Origin of the sequence: Paenarthrobacter sp. 4246 (assembly GCF_040546855.1) — a bacterium.
GTDB lineage: Bacteria > Actinomycetota > Actinomycetes > Actinomycetales > Micrococcaceae > Arthrobacter.
Window position 1 is genome coordinate 53255 of the sequence record NZ_JBEPOP010000011.1, and the last position, 15576, is coordinate 68830.

The 15576-nt window shown below is 62.3% G+C and carries 13 protein-coding genes; 8 read left to right on the forward strand and 5 right to left on the reverse strand.

The window, feature by feature from the left end; translation table 11 throughout:
* Positions 1–34 precede the first annotated feature (34 nt).
* The 8 genes from ABIE35_RS18510 to ABIE35_RS18545 all read left to right on the forward strand — a co-directional run bounded on the left by ABIE35_RS18510 (position 35) and on the right by ABIE35_RS18545 (position 9599).
* On the forward strand, positions 35–1051 hold the full coding sequence (locus tag ABIE35_RS18510; protein ID WP_354517193.1) for a VOC family protein: 1017 nt from the start codon (positions 35–37) through the stop codon (positions 1049–1051).
* A 166-nt stretch (positions 1052–1217) separates the two neighbouring features.
* On the forward strand, positions 1218–2195 hold the full coding sequence (locus ABIE35_RS18515) for a fumarylacetoacetate hydrolase family protein (protein WP_354517195.1): 978 nt from the start codon (positions 1218–1220) through the stop codon (positions 2193–2195).
* Between the two features lie 9 nt (positions 2196–2204).
* Positions 2205–3191 carry a cyclase family protein gene (locus ABIE35_RS18520; RefSeq protein ID WP_210064057.1) on the forward strand — a complete coding sequence of 329 codons (987 nt, stop codon included), beginning with the start codon at positions 2205–2207 and terminating at the stop codon, positions 3189–3191.
* A gap of 27 nt (positions 3192–3218) precedes the next feature.
* Entirely contained in the window at positions 3219–4355 is a 1137-nt protein-coding gene (locus ABIE35_RS18525; protein ID WP_354517197.1) for an FAD-dependent monooxygenase, read from the forward strand.
* On the forward strand, positions 4352–5356 hold the full coding sequence (locus ABIE35_RS18530; RefSeq protein ID WP_354517199.1) for an amidohydrolase family protein: 1005 nt from the start codon (positions 4352–4354) through the stop codon (positions 5354–5356). The genes ABIE35_RS18525 and ABIE35_RS18530 overlap by 4 nt, the downstream gene beginning before the upstream one ends.
* A complete protein-coding gene (locus tag ABIE35_RS18535) occupies positions 5353–6318 on the forward strand; it encodes a fumarylacetoacetate hydrolase family protein (protein WP_354517201.1) in 966 nt (321 codons plus the stop codon). Before ABIE35_RS18530 ends, ABIE35_RS18535 begins: the two co-directional genes overlap by 4 nt.
* Positions 6319–6360: 42 nt before the next feature.
* Positions 6361–7962, forward strand: a complete 1602-nt coding sequence (locus ABIE35_RS18540; protein ID WP_502921394.1) for an MDR family MFS transporter — start codon at positions 6361–6363, stop codon at positions 7960–7962.
* 20 nt (positions 7963–7982) lie between these two features.
* Positions 7983–9599 carry a GMC oxidoreductase gene (locus tag ABIE35_RS18545; protein WP_354517203.1) on the forward strand — a complete coding sequence of 539 codons (1617 nt, stop codon included), beginning with the start codon at positions 7983–7985 and terminating at the stop codon, positions 9597–9599.
* 511 nt (positions 9600–10110) lie between these two features.
* Here ABIE35_RS18545 and ABIE35_RS18550 read toward each other — a convergent pair.
* From ABIE35_RS18550 to ABIE35_RS18570, 5 genes are read right to left on the reverse strand one after another with little or no spacing between them, the layout of a single operon-like run.
* Positions 10111–11067 carry a LysR substrate-binding domain-containing protein gene (locus tag ABIE35_RS18550; RefSeq protein ID WP_354517205.1) on the reverse strand — a complete coding sequence of 319 codons (957 nt, stop codon included), beginning with the start codon at positions 11065–11067 and terminating at the stop codon, positions 10111–10113.
* Between the two features lie 58 nt (positions 11068–11125).
* Positions 11126–12724 (reverse strand): ATP-dependent acyl-CoA ligase, encoded by a 1599-nt coding sequence (locus ABIE35_RS18555; RefSeq protein WP_354517207.1) that lies wholly within the window; start codon positions 12722–12724, stop codon positions 11126–11128.
* Positions 12721–13050: a zinc ribbon domain-containing protein gene (locus ABIE35_RS18560; RefSeq protein ID WP_354517208.1), complete on the reverse strand. Its 330-nt coding sequence runs from the start codon at positions 13048–13050 to the stop codon at positions 12721–12723. The genes ABIE35_RS18555 and ABIE35_RS18560 overlap by 4 nt, the downstream gene beginning before the upstream one ends.
* Positions 13047–14186, reverse strand: a complete 1140-nt coding sequence (locus ABIE35_RS18565; RefSeq protein ID WP_354517210.1) for a thiolase family protein — start codon at positions 14184–14186, stop codon at positions 13047–13049. Before ABIE35_RS18565 ends, ABIE35_RS18560 begins: the two co-directional genes overlap by 4 nt.
* A gap of 54 nt (positions 14187–14240) precedes the next feature.
* Positions 14241–15569: an MFS transporter gene (locus tag ABIE35_RS18570; protein ID WP_354517212.1), complete on the reverse strand. Its 1329-nt coding sequence runs from the start codon at positions 15567–15569 to the stop codon at positions 14241–14243.
* Between the last annotated feature and the right edge of the window lie 7 nt (positions 15570–15576).

Sequence of the window (15576 nt, forward strand, 5' to 3'; positions counted from 1 at the left end):
GGGCAGCTTCACAAAACCATTGAAAGGATCGAAGATGATCAAGCTTCTCTCCCACCTCTCCTACGTAGCCATCACGACCCCCGACGTCGAGGCCTCCGTTGACTTCTACGTCAACCAGGTAGGCCTCAAAGTTGTGGACCGCGTAGACGGCGCCGTCTATCTCCGCTGCTGGGGGGACTACTACCGCTACAGCGTCGTGGTGGTCCCCGGCACAGAACCGGCACTGGACACGATGGCATGGCGCACGTCGAGTGCCGAGGCTCTCGATGAGGCGGTCCGTCGCATCGAGGCCGCCGGAGTCACCGGCGAGTGGATTGATGTCCACGGCATCGGACGCGCCTACCGCTTCGTTGGGCCATGGGGCCACAGCATGACGTTGCACTGGGATGTTACCCGCCACCAGGGGGAGGGTAAGGAGCTCTCGACCTACCCTGACCGCCCTTCCCGCCGCAGCATGGTGGCCGGCGCGCCCCGCCAGTTGGACCACGTCACCGTCGCAACGTCCGACGTGGACGGCTTTGCCAAATGGTACAACGACGTGCTTGGATTCCGGATCATGGCCCGCACGGTCCTGGACGAAGCACCCATCTCCGTGTTCTCCGTGCTGACAACCAACGAGAAGTCCCATGACCTCGGCGTCGTTCTGGATGGCTCCACCAGGGCCGGCCGCATCAACCACTATGCCTTCTGGGTGGACACCCGCGAGGAACTCCTGATCGCTGCGGACACGCTGATCGAGAATGGCGTCCCGATCGAGTACGGTCCCTCCATCCACGGCATCGGGGAGCAGAACTTCCTCTACTACCGTGAGCCCTCCAGCCTGCGCATCGAGCTGAACACCGGCGGATACCGGAACTATGTTCCGGACTGGGAGCCGAACACCTGGACCCCGTCGCTTGGCTCGAACAACATGTACCGTAACGGTGCCATGCCGATGTCCATGACTGAGTCCTTCCCGCCGGCAGACGGTCCCAGCGCCACGGAAGAAGGCGTGCCGGACGAGATCAAGGAAGCGCTGTTCAACCCTTACGCACGCCAGGGGCAGGGCTAGAGTCTGCCGCGCACCGGAAACTGCTGTTCCTGGTGCGCGGCAGCCCTGGCTCTACTTGGGCATTCACATCGGTGATAAGCGCTATAACCAGAAATTGATTTACTTATGTCGAATTCCGACATTAAATGAAGTGGGCCGAAGATGGCCCACGAGGGGAGTTACGTTCATGACGACGTCGTCAGGCCAGTTGGAAGCACCGTTCGCACTCGCGCGTTACCGGGAAGAGGACGCAGTGCTGCTGGGTCTTATCGCCGGAGACCGGATCCGGGCGCTCGGTGAGAGGGAACTCGGGGCTGCAAGCCTCAACGATTTCCTGAGCGCACCCGACTGGGACCGTTTGGAAGAGCTCACGGGAAACGAGGATGCGTGGGTTCCGCTGGACAGCGTGGTTTTGACGGCGCCCGTCGAGCCGCGGCAGGTGTTGCAGACCGGTGCCAATTACAGAACCCATGTGATCGACCTCGTCGTAGCGGGCCTGGACAAGGCTGACCCCCGCACTCCCGAGGAAGCGCGCGAATGGGCAGGCAAGATGATGGACGATCGCCAGGCCAACGGTGAGCCCTACTTCTTCATCGGGCTTCCTGCCTGCGTTGTCGGCGACGACGTTCCGTTGGTTCTCCCCGGCTACAGCGAGAAACACGACTGGGAGTTGGAACTTGCTGTGGTTATTGGCAAAGAAGTCTTCAAGGTAAGCCGCGAGGAAGCGATGCAGCACGTTGCTGGCTACACAGTGGTCAATGACATCACCACCCGTGACCTGGTCTTCCGCCGGGACATGAAGGAGATTGGCACCGATTGGTACCGCGGTAAGAACGCTCCTGGGTTCCTCCCCACCGGCCCGTTCCTGGTCCCGGCGCAGTTCGTGGATCCCGCCAAGCTCAAGGTGCGGCTCGAGCTCAATGGTGACGTCATGCAGGACGCCTCCACGGATGATCTGCTCTTCGACATCCCCGCCTTGGTTTCAGCCGCTTCGCAGAACATGCCGCTCCTGCCCGGCGATCTCCTCCTGACGGGAAGCCCGGCGGGCAACGGCGCCCATTGGGGAAGGCTCCTCCGGGACGGCGACGTCATGACGGGCAGCATCCAAGGCCTCGGCACCCAGGTAGTGCGCTGTGTGGCCGAACCTGTCGATGAGTCAGCGTAAGGGTCGGCAATGAACCTGGACAATCCGGCATCGCTGGACCGCAACGACCCTGAAGGTGAAATCTCCCGCCGTGGCAAGGCCTACCGGAACTGGGGCCGATGGGGTGAGGACGATGTCCTGGGCACCCTGAACTTCATCGACGCAGCCAAGCGGAAGCAGGCAGCTGCCCTGGTACGGGAAGGCGAAGTCATCTCACTTTCGCAACCGTTCGACATGAACGGGCCGCAGAAGGGATGGCGTCGCCGGACAAACCCCGTCCACACGATGCTTGACACGGGAACGGATGCCGAGCGGGGTACGCAAGGCTTTCCTCACGGACTTGGCGGGGCTGACGACGTGATCTCCATGCCTCTCCAGTGCTCCACCCAATGGGACGGGCTGGGCCACATCTTCGATCACGGTTCAGCCTGGAATGGGCGCAGGGCTGGCGACGTCGTCACCAGCGACGGCGACCTCGTAACCGGCATCGAGCACGCCGCGGCGGCTCCGGTGTCGCGAGGTGTCCTCCTGGACGTCGGCCGCCACCTCCACCCGGAAACGGGTGAGCTCACTGACGGGTATGCGATCACCACCGCGGACCTGGAGTCCTGCATCGAAGCCCAGCGCAGTGCTGTGGGTCAGGGCGACATCGTCCTGGTGCGGACCGGGCAACTATCGCGAGCAAAGCGGGACGGGTGGGGCGACTACGCGGGAGGCCCGGCGCCGGGACTGTCACTTACGACGGCGGGCTGGTTGCACAGCAGCGAAATCGCAGCCATCGCCACCGACACCTGGGGCTTCGAAGTGCGACCCAACGAGTTTGACGTCCCGGCCTTCCAGCCCCTCCATCAGGTGGTCATCCCCAACATGGGCCTCACCGTGGGCGAACTGTGGGATCTGGACCAGCTTGCGGAAAAGTGCGGGGAACGCGGCCGCTACGACTTCCTGCTGGTCGCGGCTCCCTTGCCCATTACCGGGGCCGTTGGTTCGCCCATCAATCCCATCGCCATCCTCTAACAACCCGACAACTACTAAGGGGTAATCATGACAGCAGTCCAGAAGGTCGCGATCGCCGGCAGCGGTGTTGCTGCCATGGCGACCGCGATCCAGCTCGCGAAGGCGGGGGTCGCCGTCGACGTTTTTGAAGTTAAGCCGGAGCTGAGCGCCCTCGGCTCGGGCATCACGTTGCAGGGCAACGCCCTGCGGGTCTTCGATGCCCTGGGCGTGTGGGACGACGTGCGTGAGAAGGGCATGGCCTTCGAAGGCCTGACACTTCGTGCACCCGGCCCCGACGCGCCGGTCATCGCTCAGCTTCCTGAGGTCAAAACAGGTGGCCCCGATTATCCCGCCTGCATGGGCATGTATCGACCCGACCTCGCCAAGATCCTGCTGGAGCACGCCGAAAAGGCGGGAGCCAAGGTTAGCTTCGGCGCCAAAGTCACCGGCATCGACGTCAAGGACGACAACACCGTGGAGGTGTTCGTCAATGACGCCACCGCGGGAGCCTACGACCTCCTGATCGGTGCCGACGGCGTCAACTCGACAGTGCGGAGCCTCATGGGCATCGACACCGCACCCGAGAGCACCGGGATGGGCATTTGGCGGGCCTTCGTTTCCCGGCCCAACGATGTGGAACACAGCGAGCTTTACTATGGTGGTCCGGTCTACATCGCGGGCTATACGCCCACGGGCGAAGACACCATGTATGCGTTCCTCGTGGAAAAGGCCCAGGACCGCTTTGGTGTGTCCGATGAGGAAGCGACGAACATCATGCTCGGCGAATCCATGGCCTACGGCGGGGCATGGAATTCCATTCGCGACGACCTGGGCGCCGGAGTGAAGGTCAACTACACCTGGTTCACCCAGCACCTGGTACCAGGACGGTGGAACCGCGGCCCGGTGGTGATCATCGGCGACGCCGCCCACAGCTGCCCTCCGACGATTGCCCAAGGCGCTGCTCAGGCCCTCGAAGACGCCGTGGTCCTGACTGAGCTGCTGATTGAATCCGATGCCCTCAACGAGGAGCTCTGGGACAGCTTCCACGAACGGCGGGTTCCGCGCGTACAGGCTGTGGTTGATGCCTCCGTCCAGTTGGGTCAGTGGCAGATTGAAGGGAAGAAGGACGCGGATGCGCCTGGCCTGCTCTTCGGTATAGCGCAGAAGATGGCGGTCCCCGCATGAGCATCGATGTGCACGCGCACGTCCTGCTGCCGTCCCTCCAGGCGGAAGTTGAGCGCCGTGCGCCCGAGGCTTTCAAAGTTGCAGGTGAACTGGAGGCCCGACGCAACGGACCTCAAAGCCTCGCAGCTTCCGGGCGCATGATTGGTGAACGGTTTCCGCGGTTGACAGATGTGAACGCCCGCCTCGCTGCGATGGACGCTCAGGGCGTGGATCACCAGTGGGTCAGCGCGTCGCCAAACCACTTCTATCCTTGGGCCGAAGAGGGCCTGGCCGTCTGGACGGCCAGCGAGGCCAACCGCCTGGTGGCTGAGCACGTCGCCCAAGCGCCGGAACGACTCACAGGCCTCGGGCTGGTGCCCCTTCAGCATCCCAGCCGAATCGTGGAGTGTGTTGACGACGCCATCCTGGGCCGAGGCCTTGCCGGCATAGAAATTTCCTCTTTCGCGGGTGATGTTGAGTTGTCCGACGAACGCCTGGAACCCTTCTGGTCGCGTGTGGAGGAGTTGGGGGTGGTGGTCTTCCTGCACCCGTTCGGCTGCAGCCTTGACGAGCGGCTGGACAGGTACTACTTGTCCAACACCGTTGGGCAACCGGCCGAGAATGCCGTCGCCCTCTCGCACCTGATCTTCTCGGGAGTCCTGGACCGGCACCCCGGACTCAAAATCCTTGCCGCCCACGGCGGCGGATACCTTCCGATGGCCATCGGCCGCTCCGACCACGCGTGGCGGGTCCGCCCGGAAGCCCACGGCTGCAGCGAAGAGCCATCCAGCTACCTTCGCCGCATCTGGTTCGACACTGTGGTCCACGATCCTTCGGCTCTGCGCCGACTCGTGGACGTCGCCGGACCCTCGCAGGTACTCATGGGCAGCGACTTCCCATTCGACATGGGGCCCGAAGACCCCATTGCCGAAGTCCGCGCTGCAGGACTGCCGGCAGAGGTAACCGAGAGGATTCTTTCCGGCAACGCCCAGGCACTTCTGGCAGAGCGGGTACGAGCATGAGAATCGCACGGTGGCAAGACAGTACGGAAATCGGCGAGGGCTTCATCATTGATGACACGGCAGTGCCGTTTCCGAACGGCCTCCGCGTCGCGGACGTGTTGGCGCGCGGGTTGGACGGCGCCCGCGCACTTTTCGACCGGGCGAATCACGACGACGGACGGCCCGTTTCCACTGTCCGGCTGCTTGCACCTTTGGTCCCGGCGGCGATCAGGGATTTCGTGGCCTTCGAAGAGCACGTCGAGGGAGTCAGTGCATCTGTGGACGGCAAGAGCGAAGTGGTACCCGAGTGGTACGAGGCGCCCACGTTCTACTTCACTAACCCACACACGGTATTGGGGCCGGACGAGCCGGTGGTGCCCCCCGTGACGCAGCGCCTCGACTTTGAACTGGAAATCGCGGCGGTGATTGGAGGCGCTGGCGGTACCAACCTCGCAGGTGCTGAGGCTGCCGACGCGATCTTCGGCTACACCATTATGAATGATTGGTCCGCGCGGGACATCCAATCCAGGGAAATGAAGGTCCGCCTTGGCCCCGCAAAAGGAAAGGACTTTGGCACCAGCCTGGGGCCATGGATCGTCACCGCCGACGAACTTGAAACATACGAGGATGAGGATGGGTTCCTGGCACTGAGGGCCGAGGTGTTCATCAACGGTGCGCGCGTCGGGGAGGACCTCGTCTCCAACATGGGGTGGACGTTTCCGGAGCTCGTCACCTACGCCTCGAGGAATTCCCGCGTGGTGTTCGGGGACGTCCTGGGATCCGGCACCGTTGGCAATGGTGGATGCCTGGGCGAATTGTGGGGTCGAAAGGGAGAACTCAGCCCCGCACCGCTGACTGACGGCGACGAAGTACGGATAGTCGTCGAAGGCATCGGTGAGCTGACAGCCACCGTGGGTGCCGCCGTCGAGGGGCCTTCAATTCCGCGGGCCCGCAGCCGCAGCCGCGCTCGGATTCGTGTCTAATTCAAGCGATCTTATGTTGTTTTTCGACTAAAGTGCGATAGAATGAAAGTGGCGTCGGGATCTCTTCAAAGATCCGTTCTCGGCAGTGACGATGCCGCCGAGGCACAAACCGTCGCGTCGACGGCCCGATCGTTCGGGCAGAACACCATGCCACTCTCACCCATAAGATTTCGCTTCCTCGTCGCGTCCCTGCTGACCGTGTCCTTCTTGGGGGCACTCGACCACACCGTCGTCTCCACATCGCTGGCCACCATCGCCGGCGAACTCGGAGCACTGGAGCTCATGAGCTGGGTGGTGGTTGGTTACACCCTCGCCAGCACAGTTCTCTTGCCCATCCTGGGAAAGCTCGGAGATGTGCTCGGCCCACGGCACGTCTTCATGGTTTCCTTGGTGGTCTTCCTCTTGGCGTCCCTCGCCTGCGGGTTCGCCCAAAACATGACGTGGCTTGTTACCTTCCGTGTAATACAGGGAATGAGCTCTGCCGGCCTCCAATTAATGTCGCAGACCATCGTCGCCAGGGTGACCACACCCAGGGAACGCCCCCGATACCTCGCGATCATCGGAGCAGCGTTTCCAGCCGCAATCCTAATAGGGCCAATCCTTGGCGGGGCGATCACCGATTACTGGGGCTGGTCCTGGGTTTTCTGGGTCAACGTACCGGTGGGTGTGATCGCCCTGGCGCTCGCATACGTTGCTGTTCCCAAACTGGAACGTGGCGTTGCCCCACGCCACTACGACGTGACAGGCGCTGTCGCGTTCACTGTGGGCTTGGTATTTCTTGTCCTGGGTGTCACCTGGGCTGCGGAACGAAGCGGCGGGGCGCAAGCATTGGCGGCCCTGGTAGTCAGTGGCGTGGCCTTGCTGGGGTTCTTCATTATTGAACGCCGAGCCCCTGAACCCATGGTCCCTTTGCACCTGTTTGCCAACCGAACCATAGCCGCATGCACCGCACTTTCGGCGATTATCGGCGTCGGACTTTTCTCTATCACCGCCTACCTTCCCACCTACTTCCAGATGGCTTACCAAGTCAGCGCAACCGTCTCAGGGCTTGTGCCTATTGCTACGGTCCTTGGCATGCTGGTCAGCAACCTTCTGACCGGGTGGTTGGCGAGCCGCACTGGACGGTACCGGGTATTCACCATTATTGGTACGTGCATGGGGTCGATGGGGCTTTTTGTGATGGCCTGGCTGCCGATCGGTCTTCCGTTGTGGGTACCCATGATCGTCATGGGATTTGTGGGTATCGGGACAGGGTCCTTCATGAGCCTGATCGTTGCAGTCGTCCAAAGTGCAGCACCCCTCAGCCAGACAGGCAGCATCACCGCGACAGTAAATCTGGTGAGGCAAGTTGGTTCCACGGTAGCTACAGCCATCATCGGAGGCACCATCGGTTTCGGGGTTGCGGCCCTCCTGCCCTCCGGCCTCACTGCGGCCAGCCTCACCCCGCATGCTGTGCAGCAAGCAACGCCGGAAATCCAGGAAGCCGTCGCCGGAATTTATGGACAGCTGTTCGTTCCAATCTTCATCGCACTCGCGTGTGCATACGCAATCGGCATCATTGCCGCCGTCCTGCTTCCCCAAGGTCGCCTGACGGACGAAGCGGAAACTACCCAGTCAGAAGTTCCTGAGCCCCTGTCGGCCTGACATTCCACCAAGGAGAATCAATGTCCAAGAATCAGACCATAGCCATTGTTGGCAGCGGACCAATCGGCTCAGCGTACGCCAGGCTTCTGGTGGAAGGCACACCCGATGCCCGCGTCATCATGTTCGAAGCAGGACCGCAGCTGACCGACCGGCCCGGCGAAAGCGTGCGCAACATCGCCGACCCCGATCAGAAGGCCAAAGCGCGCGAGATGTCGCAGGGGCCGCAATCCGGGGCATATCGGGAGTCGCTTGGCATCCCGGCCGGGACCGTGACCGAAGGCATGTTCACCGCGCGCCAAGGTACTCATCTCCTGGATTTCGGAGCAGCGGGATCGGCCCACGCAGAGACGTTCCCCGCCGCCGCAGCGGCCACCAACGTCGGGGGTCAAGGCGCCCACTGGACGTGCGCGACGCCGTCGCCGGCCTTCAGCGAAAAAGTTCCGTTCATTGCCGACGACGAGTGGGAAGACCTGCTCGCTTCCGCCAAAGACCTGCTGCACGTGCAGAGTGCCGCCTTCGCCGACTCCGGCGTCGGGGCAGCCATCCGTTCCCTGCTGCAGGAGGAGTTTGAGGGCGAATTGCCCGAAGGGTACGGCGTGGATACGCTTCCCGTCGCGGGGGACCCCCAGCCTGACGGTTCCATGCGATGGGCAGGAGCGGACGTCGTCCTAGGACCGCTCATCGATCCCCGGTCCCCATTGTCCGAGAGATTTGAACTCCGTGACCTCTCGCTGGTCCGCTGCGTGGAAACTGATGGAAACCGCACCACAGGGGTCACGGTGGAGGACCTTCGCACGGGGGAGACCACTTTCGTTCCCGCCGACGTCGTGGTGGTAGCAGCGGATGCCTTCCGGTCGCCCCAATTGTTGTGGACTTCCGGGATCAGGCCAGCGGCGTTGGGGCGCTATCTGACAGAACACCCCGTGGTCATCTCCACTGTGGCACTCGATCCTCAGAAAATGGAAAGGTTTGCCAGCGAAACGGACCTGGAAGCTGAGCTGGCCCGCCGCGCGCAGAACCCTGCCGATCCCGTGGCCGCCGTTAACAGAATCCCGTTTTCCGAACCCGACCACCCCTTCTCCGTCCAGGTCATGTACTCCGAGACGACGCCGTTCCCTATGGCGGCGGATGCGCCGCACGCCCGGAACCGCTGGGGCTACGTCAACATGGGCTACGGGATGCGCAAGCACCCGCGCGTTGAGGACGGCGTGACGTTTGACGACAACGAGCTGGACTACCGGGGATTCCCGAACATGACCATCAGCTATTCCCTCACCGAACGGGAGAATGCGGAGATTGAAGACGCCACCGCACGTCTGCGCCGCGCCGGCAATGCGTTGGGCGTCTTCGTGGCAGAGCCCCGGCTCATGCCGAACGGGTCCAGCCTCCACTACCAAGGAACGATGCGCATGGGTGCGTCCGACGACGGCACATCGGTAGCTGATCCATGGTCGCGTGTGTGGGGCTACGAAAACCTGGTGGTCGGCGGAAACGCGCTCATCCCCACGGCCACAGCCATGAACCCGACACTGATGAGTGTGGCCATAGCGGTTCGCGGGGCGCGGAGAGTAGTGGACGAACTCGCTTCGCGGGGTACTGCGGCAGTTGAAGAAGATCTCGGGCGGGCGCGGGTCTGAGGTGGCGTAGGACGTGTCTTGGACGTCCCTGCATCGTCCGGACCGGCTGCATGACGACTGTGTCGTGTCCTGTAAGTAGTCACCTAGAACTAGGCGGTGCACATTTGCAGGCGCCGCACACGGGTGCGGCGATGGTGTCTGGCCCCTGTGTAGGGTGCTCGAAAACGGCCAAAATGGAAGTGTGGACAATGTCTACACTTCCACCTCGGATTGCCTCGTACAACCACCGGACGCCCCGGATTCCGCCTGTTTCCGACACTTCCCAGCAATGCCAAAGCTTGGAATCCCGTTCGAGTCCCACCTCGGGCACGGCAAACCCCCTCTACGGAGGGGTTTTTGCTTTAACGTGTTGACAATTGTTGACACGGTGATGGATATGCCGCACTGCGTACGGGTGGTGGTGCCTTCTACTCTTTTAGGGGTGGTCGGGAGAGACGGCGGCACGGGATCCAGGTACCGCGCAGCCATCGAGCGCACCGCGCTATCTGCTGATGCGCCTTGGGGCCGGTCACTAGGGAATGTGTTCGACACCAGAGGCAAGGTTTCGTTCCATCTCGCTGCCGACTTCCCGAAGTTTGTCGGCGAGCAGCGCCGCGCTGGGAGTCAGTGGGCGGTCCGGATGCAGGAGCAAACCAACCTGCTGTGCCAGGCCATCCAGATGCAGGTCGAGGATTTTGATATGTGGTTCGGCCACTGCCATGGACTCCGGCATGAGCGCAAGGAAACCGCCCTCCACAACGAGGGTACGTAAAGTCGCCGGTGCCCCCGCTTCGACGTGCTGTGCAGGCGGGGCCAGACCTGCGTTCTTGAAGTTCAGTTCCAGTTCGTCCCGCAGGGGAGTATTGGCCAGCGGCACCACCCACCTACTCGCGACCAAATCGTGCAACGACACATCGGGCAGATCGTGCGCAGGGTGTGTCGATGCTGCCACAATCCGGAACTCTTCCCGGTAGAGCGGGATAAGCCTTAACCGCGCTGTGCTGGCGTGATCTGTCACTCGACCCACGAGCAGGTCCAAATCCCCACTGCCCAATTCTTGGATGAGGGTTTCAGGGGGTGCCTCGCGCAGGCGAACTTCAACCCGAGGCTTGTCAGCCATGAGCCTGGCAACGGCCCGCGGCAACAAGAGATTAGCGCCCGTTACGTGAGCCCCAACCTGTACAAGGCCGGCATCAGGGTCATTGAGTTCGTCCACCCGGCGCCGCAACGTACTGAGGTGTCCTACTATCGCCTTGGCGTGCTCAAGACAGGCCGCGCCGGCCGGTGTTGGCACCATGCCGCGCCCCGTCCGCTCAAAAAGGGACGCGCCCACAGCGTGCTCGGCTTCCCGCAGGGCACGGCTGAGCGCCGGTTGTGTGAGATAAAGTTCCTCGGCCGCCCGAACCAGGCTTCCGTGTTCTGAAACGGCGAGCACGATGACAAGGTGGCGCAGCTTCAGGTGGGTAGTCAGCAGCGCCCGCAGGTCCATACGCTTATCCTACGGGCGGCTGCCTTCCACAGCCGGCGCTCCAGAGAGTGGTCGCGGGTCAGTGGGCACCGACTGCAGTTGTGTGCCTGGGCTGCGCCACTTCCCGATCCCATTGGGCAGCAGCTCGGCCGGCGGCCTTCAGAACCTGCTTGCGCACCTTGCCGTTCTCCGTCTGGGGCAGTTCGTCCACGGTGCGGAAAAACCGGGGGATGGCGAACGAGGCGAGACGGGGAGCGCAGAACTGACATAGCTCGCTAAAATCAACCGGCTCCCGGAGGATCAGGGCGGCCATGACTTCGTCTTCGCCGAGTTCAGAGTCGACGGCGTAAACGGCAGCTTCCTGGATGGCAGGGTGTTGACGGAGAACCTGCTCCACTTCAAGGGAGGAGATGTTTTCGCCGCGTCGGCGGATCACGTCCTTGATCCGGTCAACAAACCGCACCCAACCGTCGTCGTCGATTACTACTCGATCGCCACTGTGGAACCAAAGGTCCTGCCACGCTTTCGCCGTGGCCTGGGGCATGTGGTGATAGCCGGTGGCCATGGCGTGCGGTTGATCGCTGCGTATCAGCAGCTCGCCCGGCTGGCCATTGGGCACCGGGACGCCGTCGGTGTCCACCACGCGGATGGAGAATCCCGGCCTGACCTTACCCATGTAGCCTGGCCGCCATTGTTGAGGTGTGGATCCGATGACGGAGTTGGTTTCGGTCGAGCCATAGCCGTCCAGGAGCTGCACCCCGAACCTTTCCCTGAAGGGCTCAACCAGTCGCGACGGCGTGGCAGGTGAGAGCGCCAACCGGATCTGATGTTCACGGTCGCCGGGGCCTGGGGCGCGGCTGTCGAGTATGCCCACCATGGCGCCGAGAAGATAGGTCACCGTTGCTCCGGCTGAGGATGCATCGGCCCAGAATCGCGTGGCAGAGAACCTTGGCCCAAGCACGTACTCACCGCCACAGAGCACCGCTTGCATGAAGGCGTTGAGGGCATTGGTATGGAACAGCGGCAAGCAGGTGTACAGCACGTCATCGGGCCGGAGCCCCAGTTGATCGGACATGTTCGCCGCCCACCAATAGAACTGTCCCTGCGGGCACAGAACACCTTTGGACACTCCCGTGGTTCCGGAGGTGTACAGGATGGCTGCTGTTTCTGCCGGGCCGGTGGCCAGGGGCTCGATGGGGGCGGTGGCTTCAGGTACAGCTTCGACCTTCAATTCAGGATGGGTTTGTGCGCCCTCCTCATCGAGAACCCAGATCTTCACCCGGCCAGGCGCCTGGCCGAGGGCAGCAAGGTGGGGAAGGAATTCGCTCTCGGTAACAACCAGCCCGGGTTCAGCGTTGCTCAGGATGTGCCGCAGTTGTTCACCTCGGCAGGCGGTGTTGATCGGTACGGCAACTGCGCCGATCCACGCGCACCCCAAGATGAAGTCCATCAGTTCGGTCCTGTTGGAAGACATCAGGGCAACGCTCTGGCCGGCCTGGATTCCGGCTTTCTGCAGCAATCCACCCGTGCGGGCTGCGGCCTCAACCACCATGGTGCTGTCCCTGCGGACCTCCCCACAGCGGAACAGTGGAGCCGAAGGAGCTTTGCGGGCGCGTTCGAGCAGCATCTGCGGTATCGTCATCGGCCGTAGGCTTTGGTGGGCAAACCCAAAATTCATGGTTGTTCCTCGTTCGTGGTTTCTTCGTTCACAGGTGAGTGGAGTGGAAGGTAGGCGAAGACGCCGTCGTTGTTCAGATGGTTCGCAAGTAGCAAACGGTCACCGTAGGTTGCCGTGCCGCCGGTTACACGCCCGACGACGAACGGCCCACCCGGGATTTTCAGCGTTGCCAGAAGCGTGCCGTCGGATAGACGCGTTGTTTCGGCAACGTCCCCGTGATCCACCAGCACCGTTGCAAAGTTCTCCTGCCCGCACTCGGGGCAGAAAAGCCGCGAGGGGAAGGAAAGGTTCCCGCAGTTCAGGCAGGTTTGGATTGCCGCGCTCATCGTGCTGCCTCCAGAACCGACATGGTGGCACAAGCCCCGTAGCGGTAGAGGACCATGCCGTAGCCGCTGATCACTGCATACCGTGCAGCTACCTGACGTGCCCCGGCTCGACCCAGGAGCTGACTCGCAGCTTCAACTAGCCCGTGCATGCCACCGGAGGCTCCCGCTTGGCCGGCGGAAAGCTGCCCGCCGGAGGTGTTCACGGGCAACTGGCGGGTGGCGAGCCGGGCTTTGATGAATGTTGCCGGATCGTCGTGGTCGGAAAGGATTCCCAGATCTGAAAGTTGAGCCACCACCATGGCCGGGTAGTCGTCATAGACGCAAGCGAGGCCTATGTCCTCGGGTCCTATCCCCGCTTGGTCCCAGCCAATGGGAGCGCAGTCCCGGAGTCCGGTGACCAATCCGTCACCTGATTGCTGGTCCGGGTTGTAGGAGGCCCGAACGGTGAGCACTTTCGCCCGGGGCGTTCCTTTGCCGCTATCTGCCATGACTACCACGGCATCGGCTCCGGTGACAGGCGGTACGCAGTCGTACCTACCAAGGGGTGTGGCAACCATGGGGGCGTTGAGGTATTCATCAAGGCTCAGTGGGTTCCGGTACACGGCACCCGGGTTGTCGGCGGCCCACTCGCGTTGCGCCACAGCGATACGGCCGTAGTCTTCCCGGTTGAGGCCGAGCTTCTCCATCTGACGGGTGGTCAACATGGCAAACAGGGCGTTCGGGCCGTTCATGGGTAGCGGCGCCAGATGGTCCTCGGTGGCCTTGTTATAGCTGGCTACCAGGCGGGAGAAAGCTGCTTGATCCATCACATCCCCTGCGGCGAGGACTATGACCTTTACGTCGCCGGCTTCGATGGCCCTGACAGCATGTTGGAGCATGCCTCCCGCACTGGCGCCGCCATTTGTGTCCTGCATCAGCCATGACAAACGCAAACCCATCCGCCATGCCAAATCAATAGCGTGATCGGGGCCGAGGGTGAAACTGGAAACTGCGAACCCGTCAACGTCGCTTGGCCGCAGGCCGCAATCTTTGAGGGCGTTGCTTACGGCGCGTGCAATCACGCTGGAGGTGTCTGTTCCGGCAGCGGGATGCCGGGTGTAGGGGGACTGTCCTGTCCCAATAATGGAGACCGTCACGGTACTTCCTTTCATAAGCGTCACTGCAAGCAGGGTGAGATTTTCTCCGGCTCCCTACGTCACGCTCTGTACGGTGCGTTCTGTTATGTGGCGCTCTTCGGCCTTGCTACCTCGGCGGGAGAACATCAGCGCTATGAGGGTGATGAGGACCATCCCGATTACGTAAAGGGACACCGGGACCGAGGTACCGAACTGGAGCAGCAGGGCCGTGGCGATGAGAGGTGCGAACCCCCCGGCGAAAACTGCTGCGAGCTCGTGGGCTATCGCCATAGCGGAGTAACGCACTTCAGCGGAGAACAGCTCGTGGAAGAAGGCCGGCTGTGTTCCGATCATGGCCCCGTGGCAGATGCCGTTCCCCACCAGGAAGGCCAGGATAACCACCGCTGGGGTATTGGAATCGATCATGGCGAAGAAGGGGAATGCCATGGCGCCCATGCCGATCGCGCCGAGGGCGTACACGGGCCTCCGCCCGATCCGGTCCGAAAGATAGCCGAAGAAGATATAGGTACCAAACGAAACGAGCATGGACACGGCCACTGCCATCAGGAGCAGCCCCTTGTCCACGCCGACGTGAACTCCGTATGCGATGGAGAACGAAAGGAAAATGTAAGAGCCACCGTTTTCGGCGACGCGGAGGCCCATGGCAACCAGGATCTCCCTGGGGTGTGTTTTGATGGCGGCCAGCACCGGGAGCCGGTGCTGCTTTGTCTCGCTAACGGCAGTGAACTCCTTGCTTTCGGGCAACCGGAAGCGGATGTAAGCGCCCACGGCGAGCAAAACGAAGCTCAGGAGGAATGGAACGCGCCAGCCCCAGGCCATGAACTGTTCGTCAGGCATCAGTTGCACGAGGAAGAAGGCCAATGATGAAAGAACGAAGCCCAGCGAGATGCCACCTTGGCTGAAGGCTGAGAGCATTCCTCGTCGGGAGTCCGAGGAGTTCTCACTTATCAACAAGACACCGCCGCCCCACTCGCCGCCTGCTGCGATGCCTTGGACGATGCGGAGCAGGATCAGCAACGTGGGGGCCCAGAGTCCAACCTGGGCGTAGGTTGGCAGCAAGCCCATAAGTGCTGTGCTGATCCCCATGATGGTAAGTGTCATGACCAAGGCCCGTTTTCGGCCCAGCCTGTCACCGATATGGCCGAAGATGATGCCGCCCAAGGGCCTTGCAGCGAATCCGACGGCGAAACCGGCGAACGCTGCCATGGTGCCGACGAGCGGGTCGACGTCCGCAGGAAAGAACAGCCTGCCGAAGACTACTGCCGAAGCAGTGGCATACAGGAAAAAGTCATACCATTCCAAGGCATTGCCTACGAGCGAGGCGACAACGTACCGGCGGACTCCGGGTCGTTGCCCTTGCAAGGGCTGCAGGTGATCGGACATTGGGGCT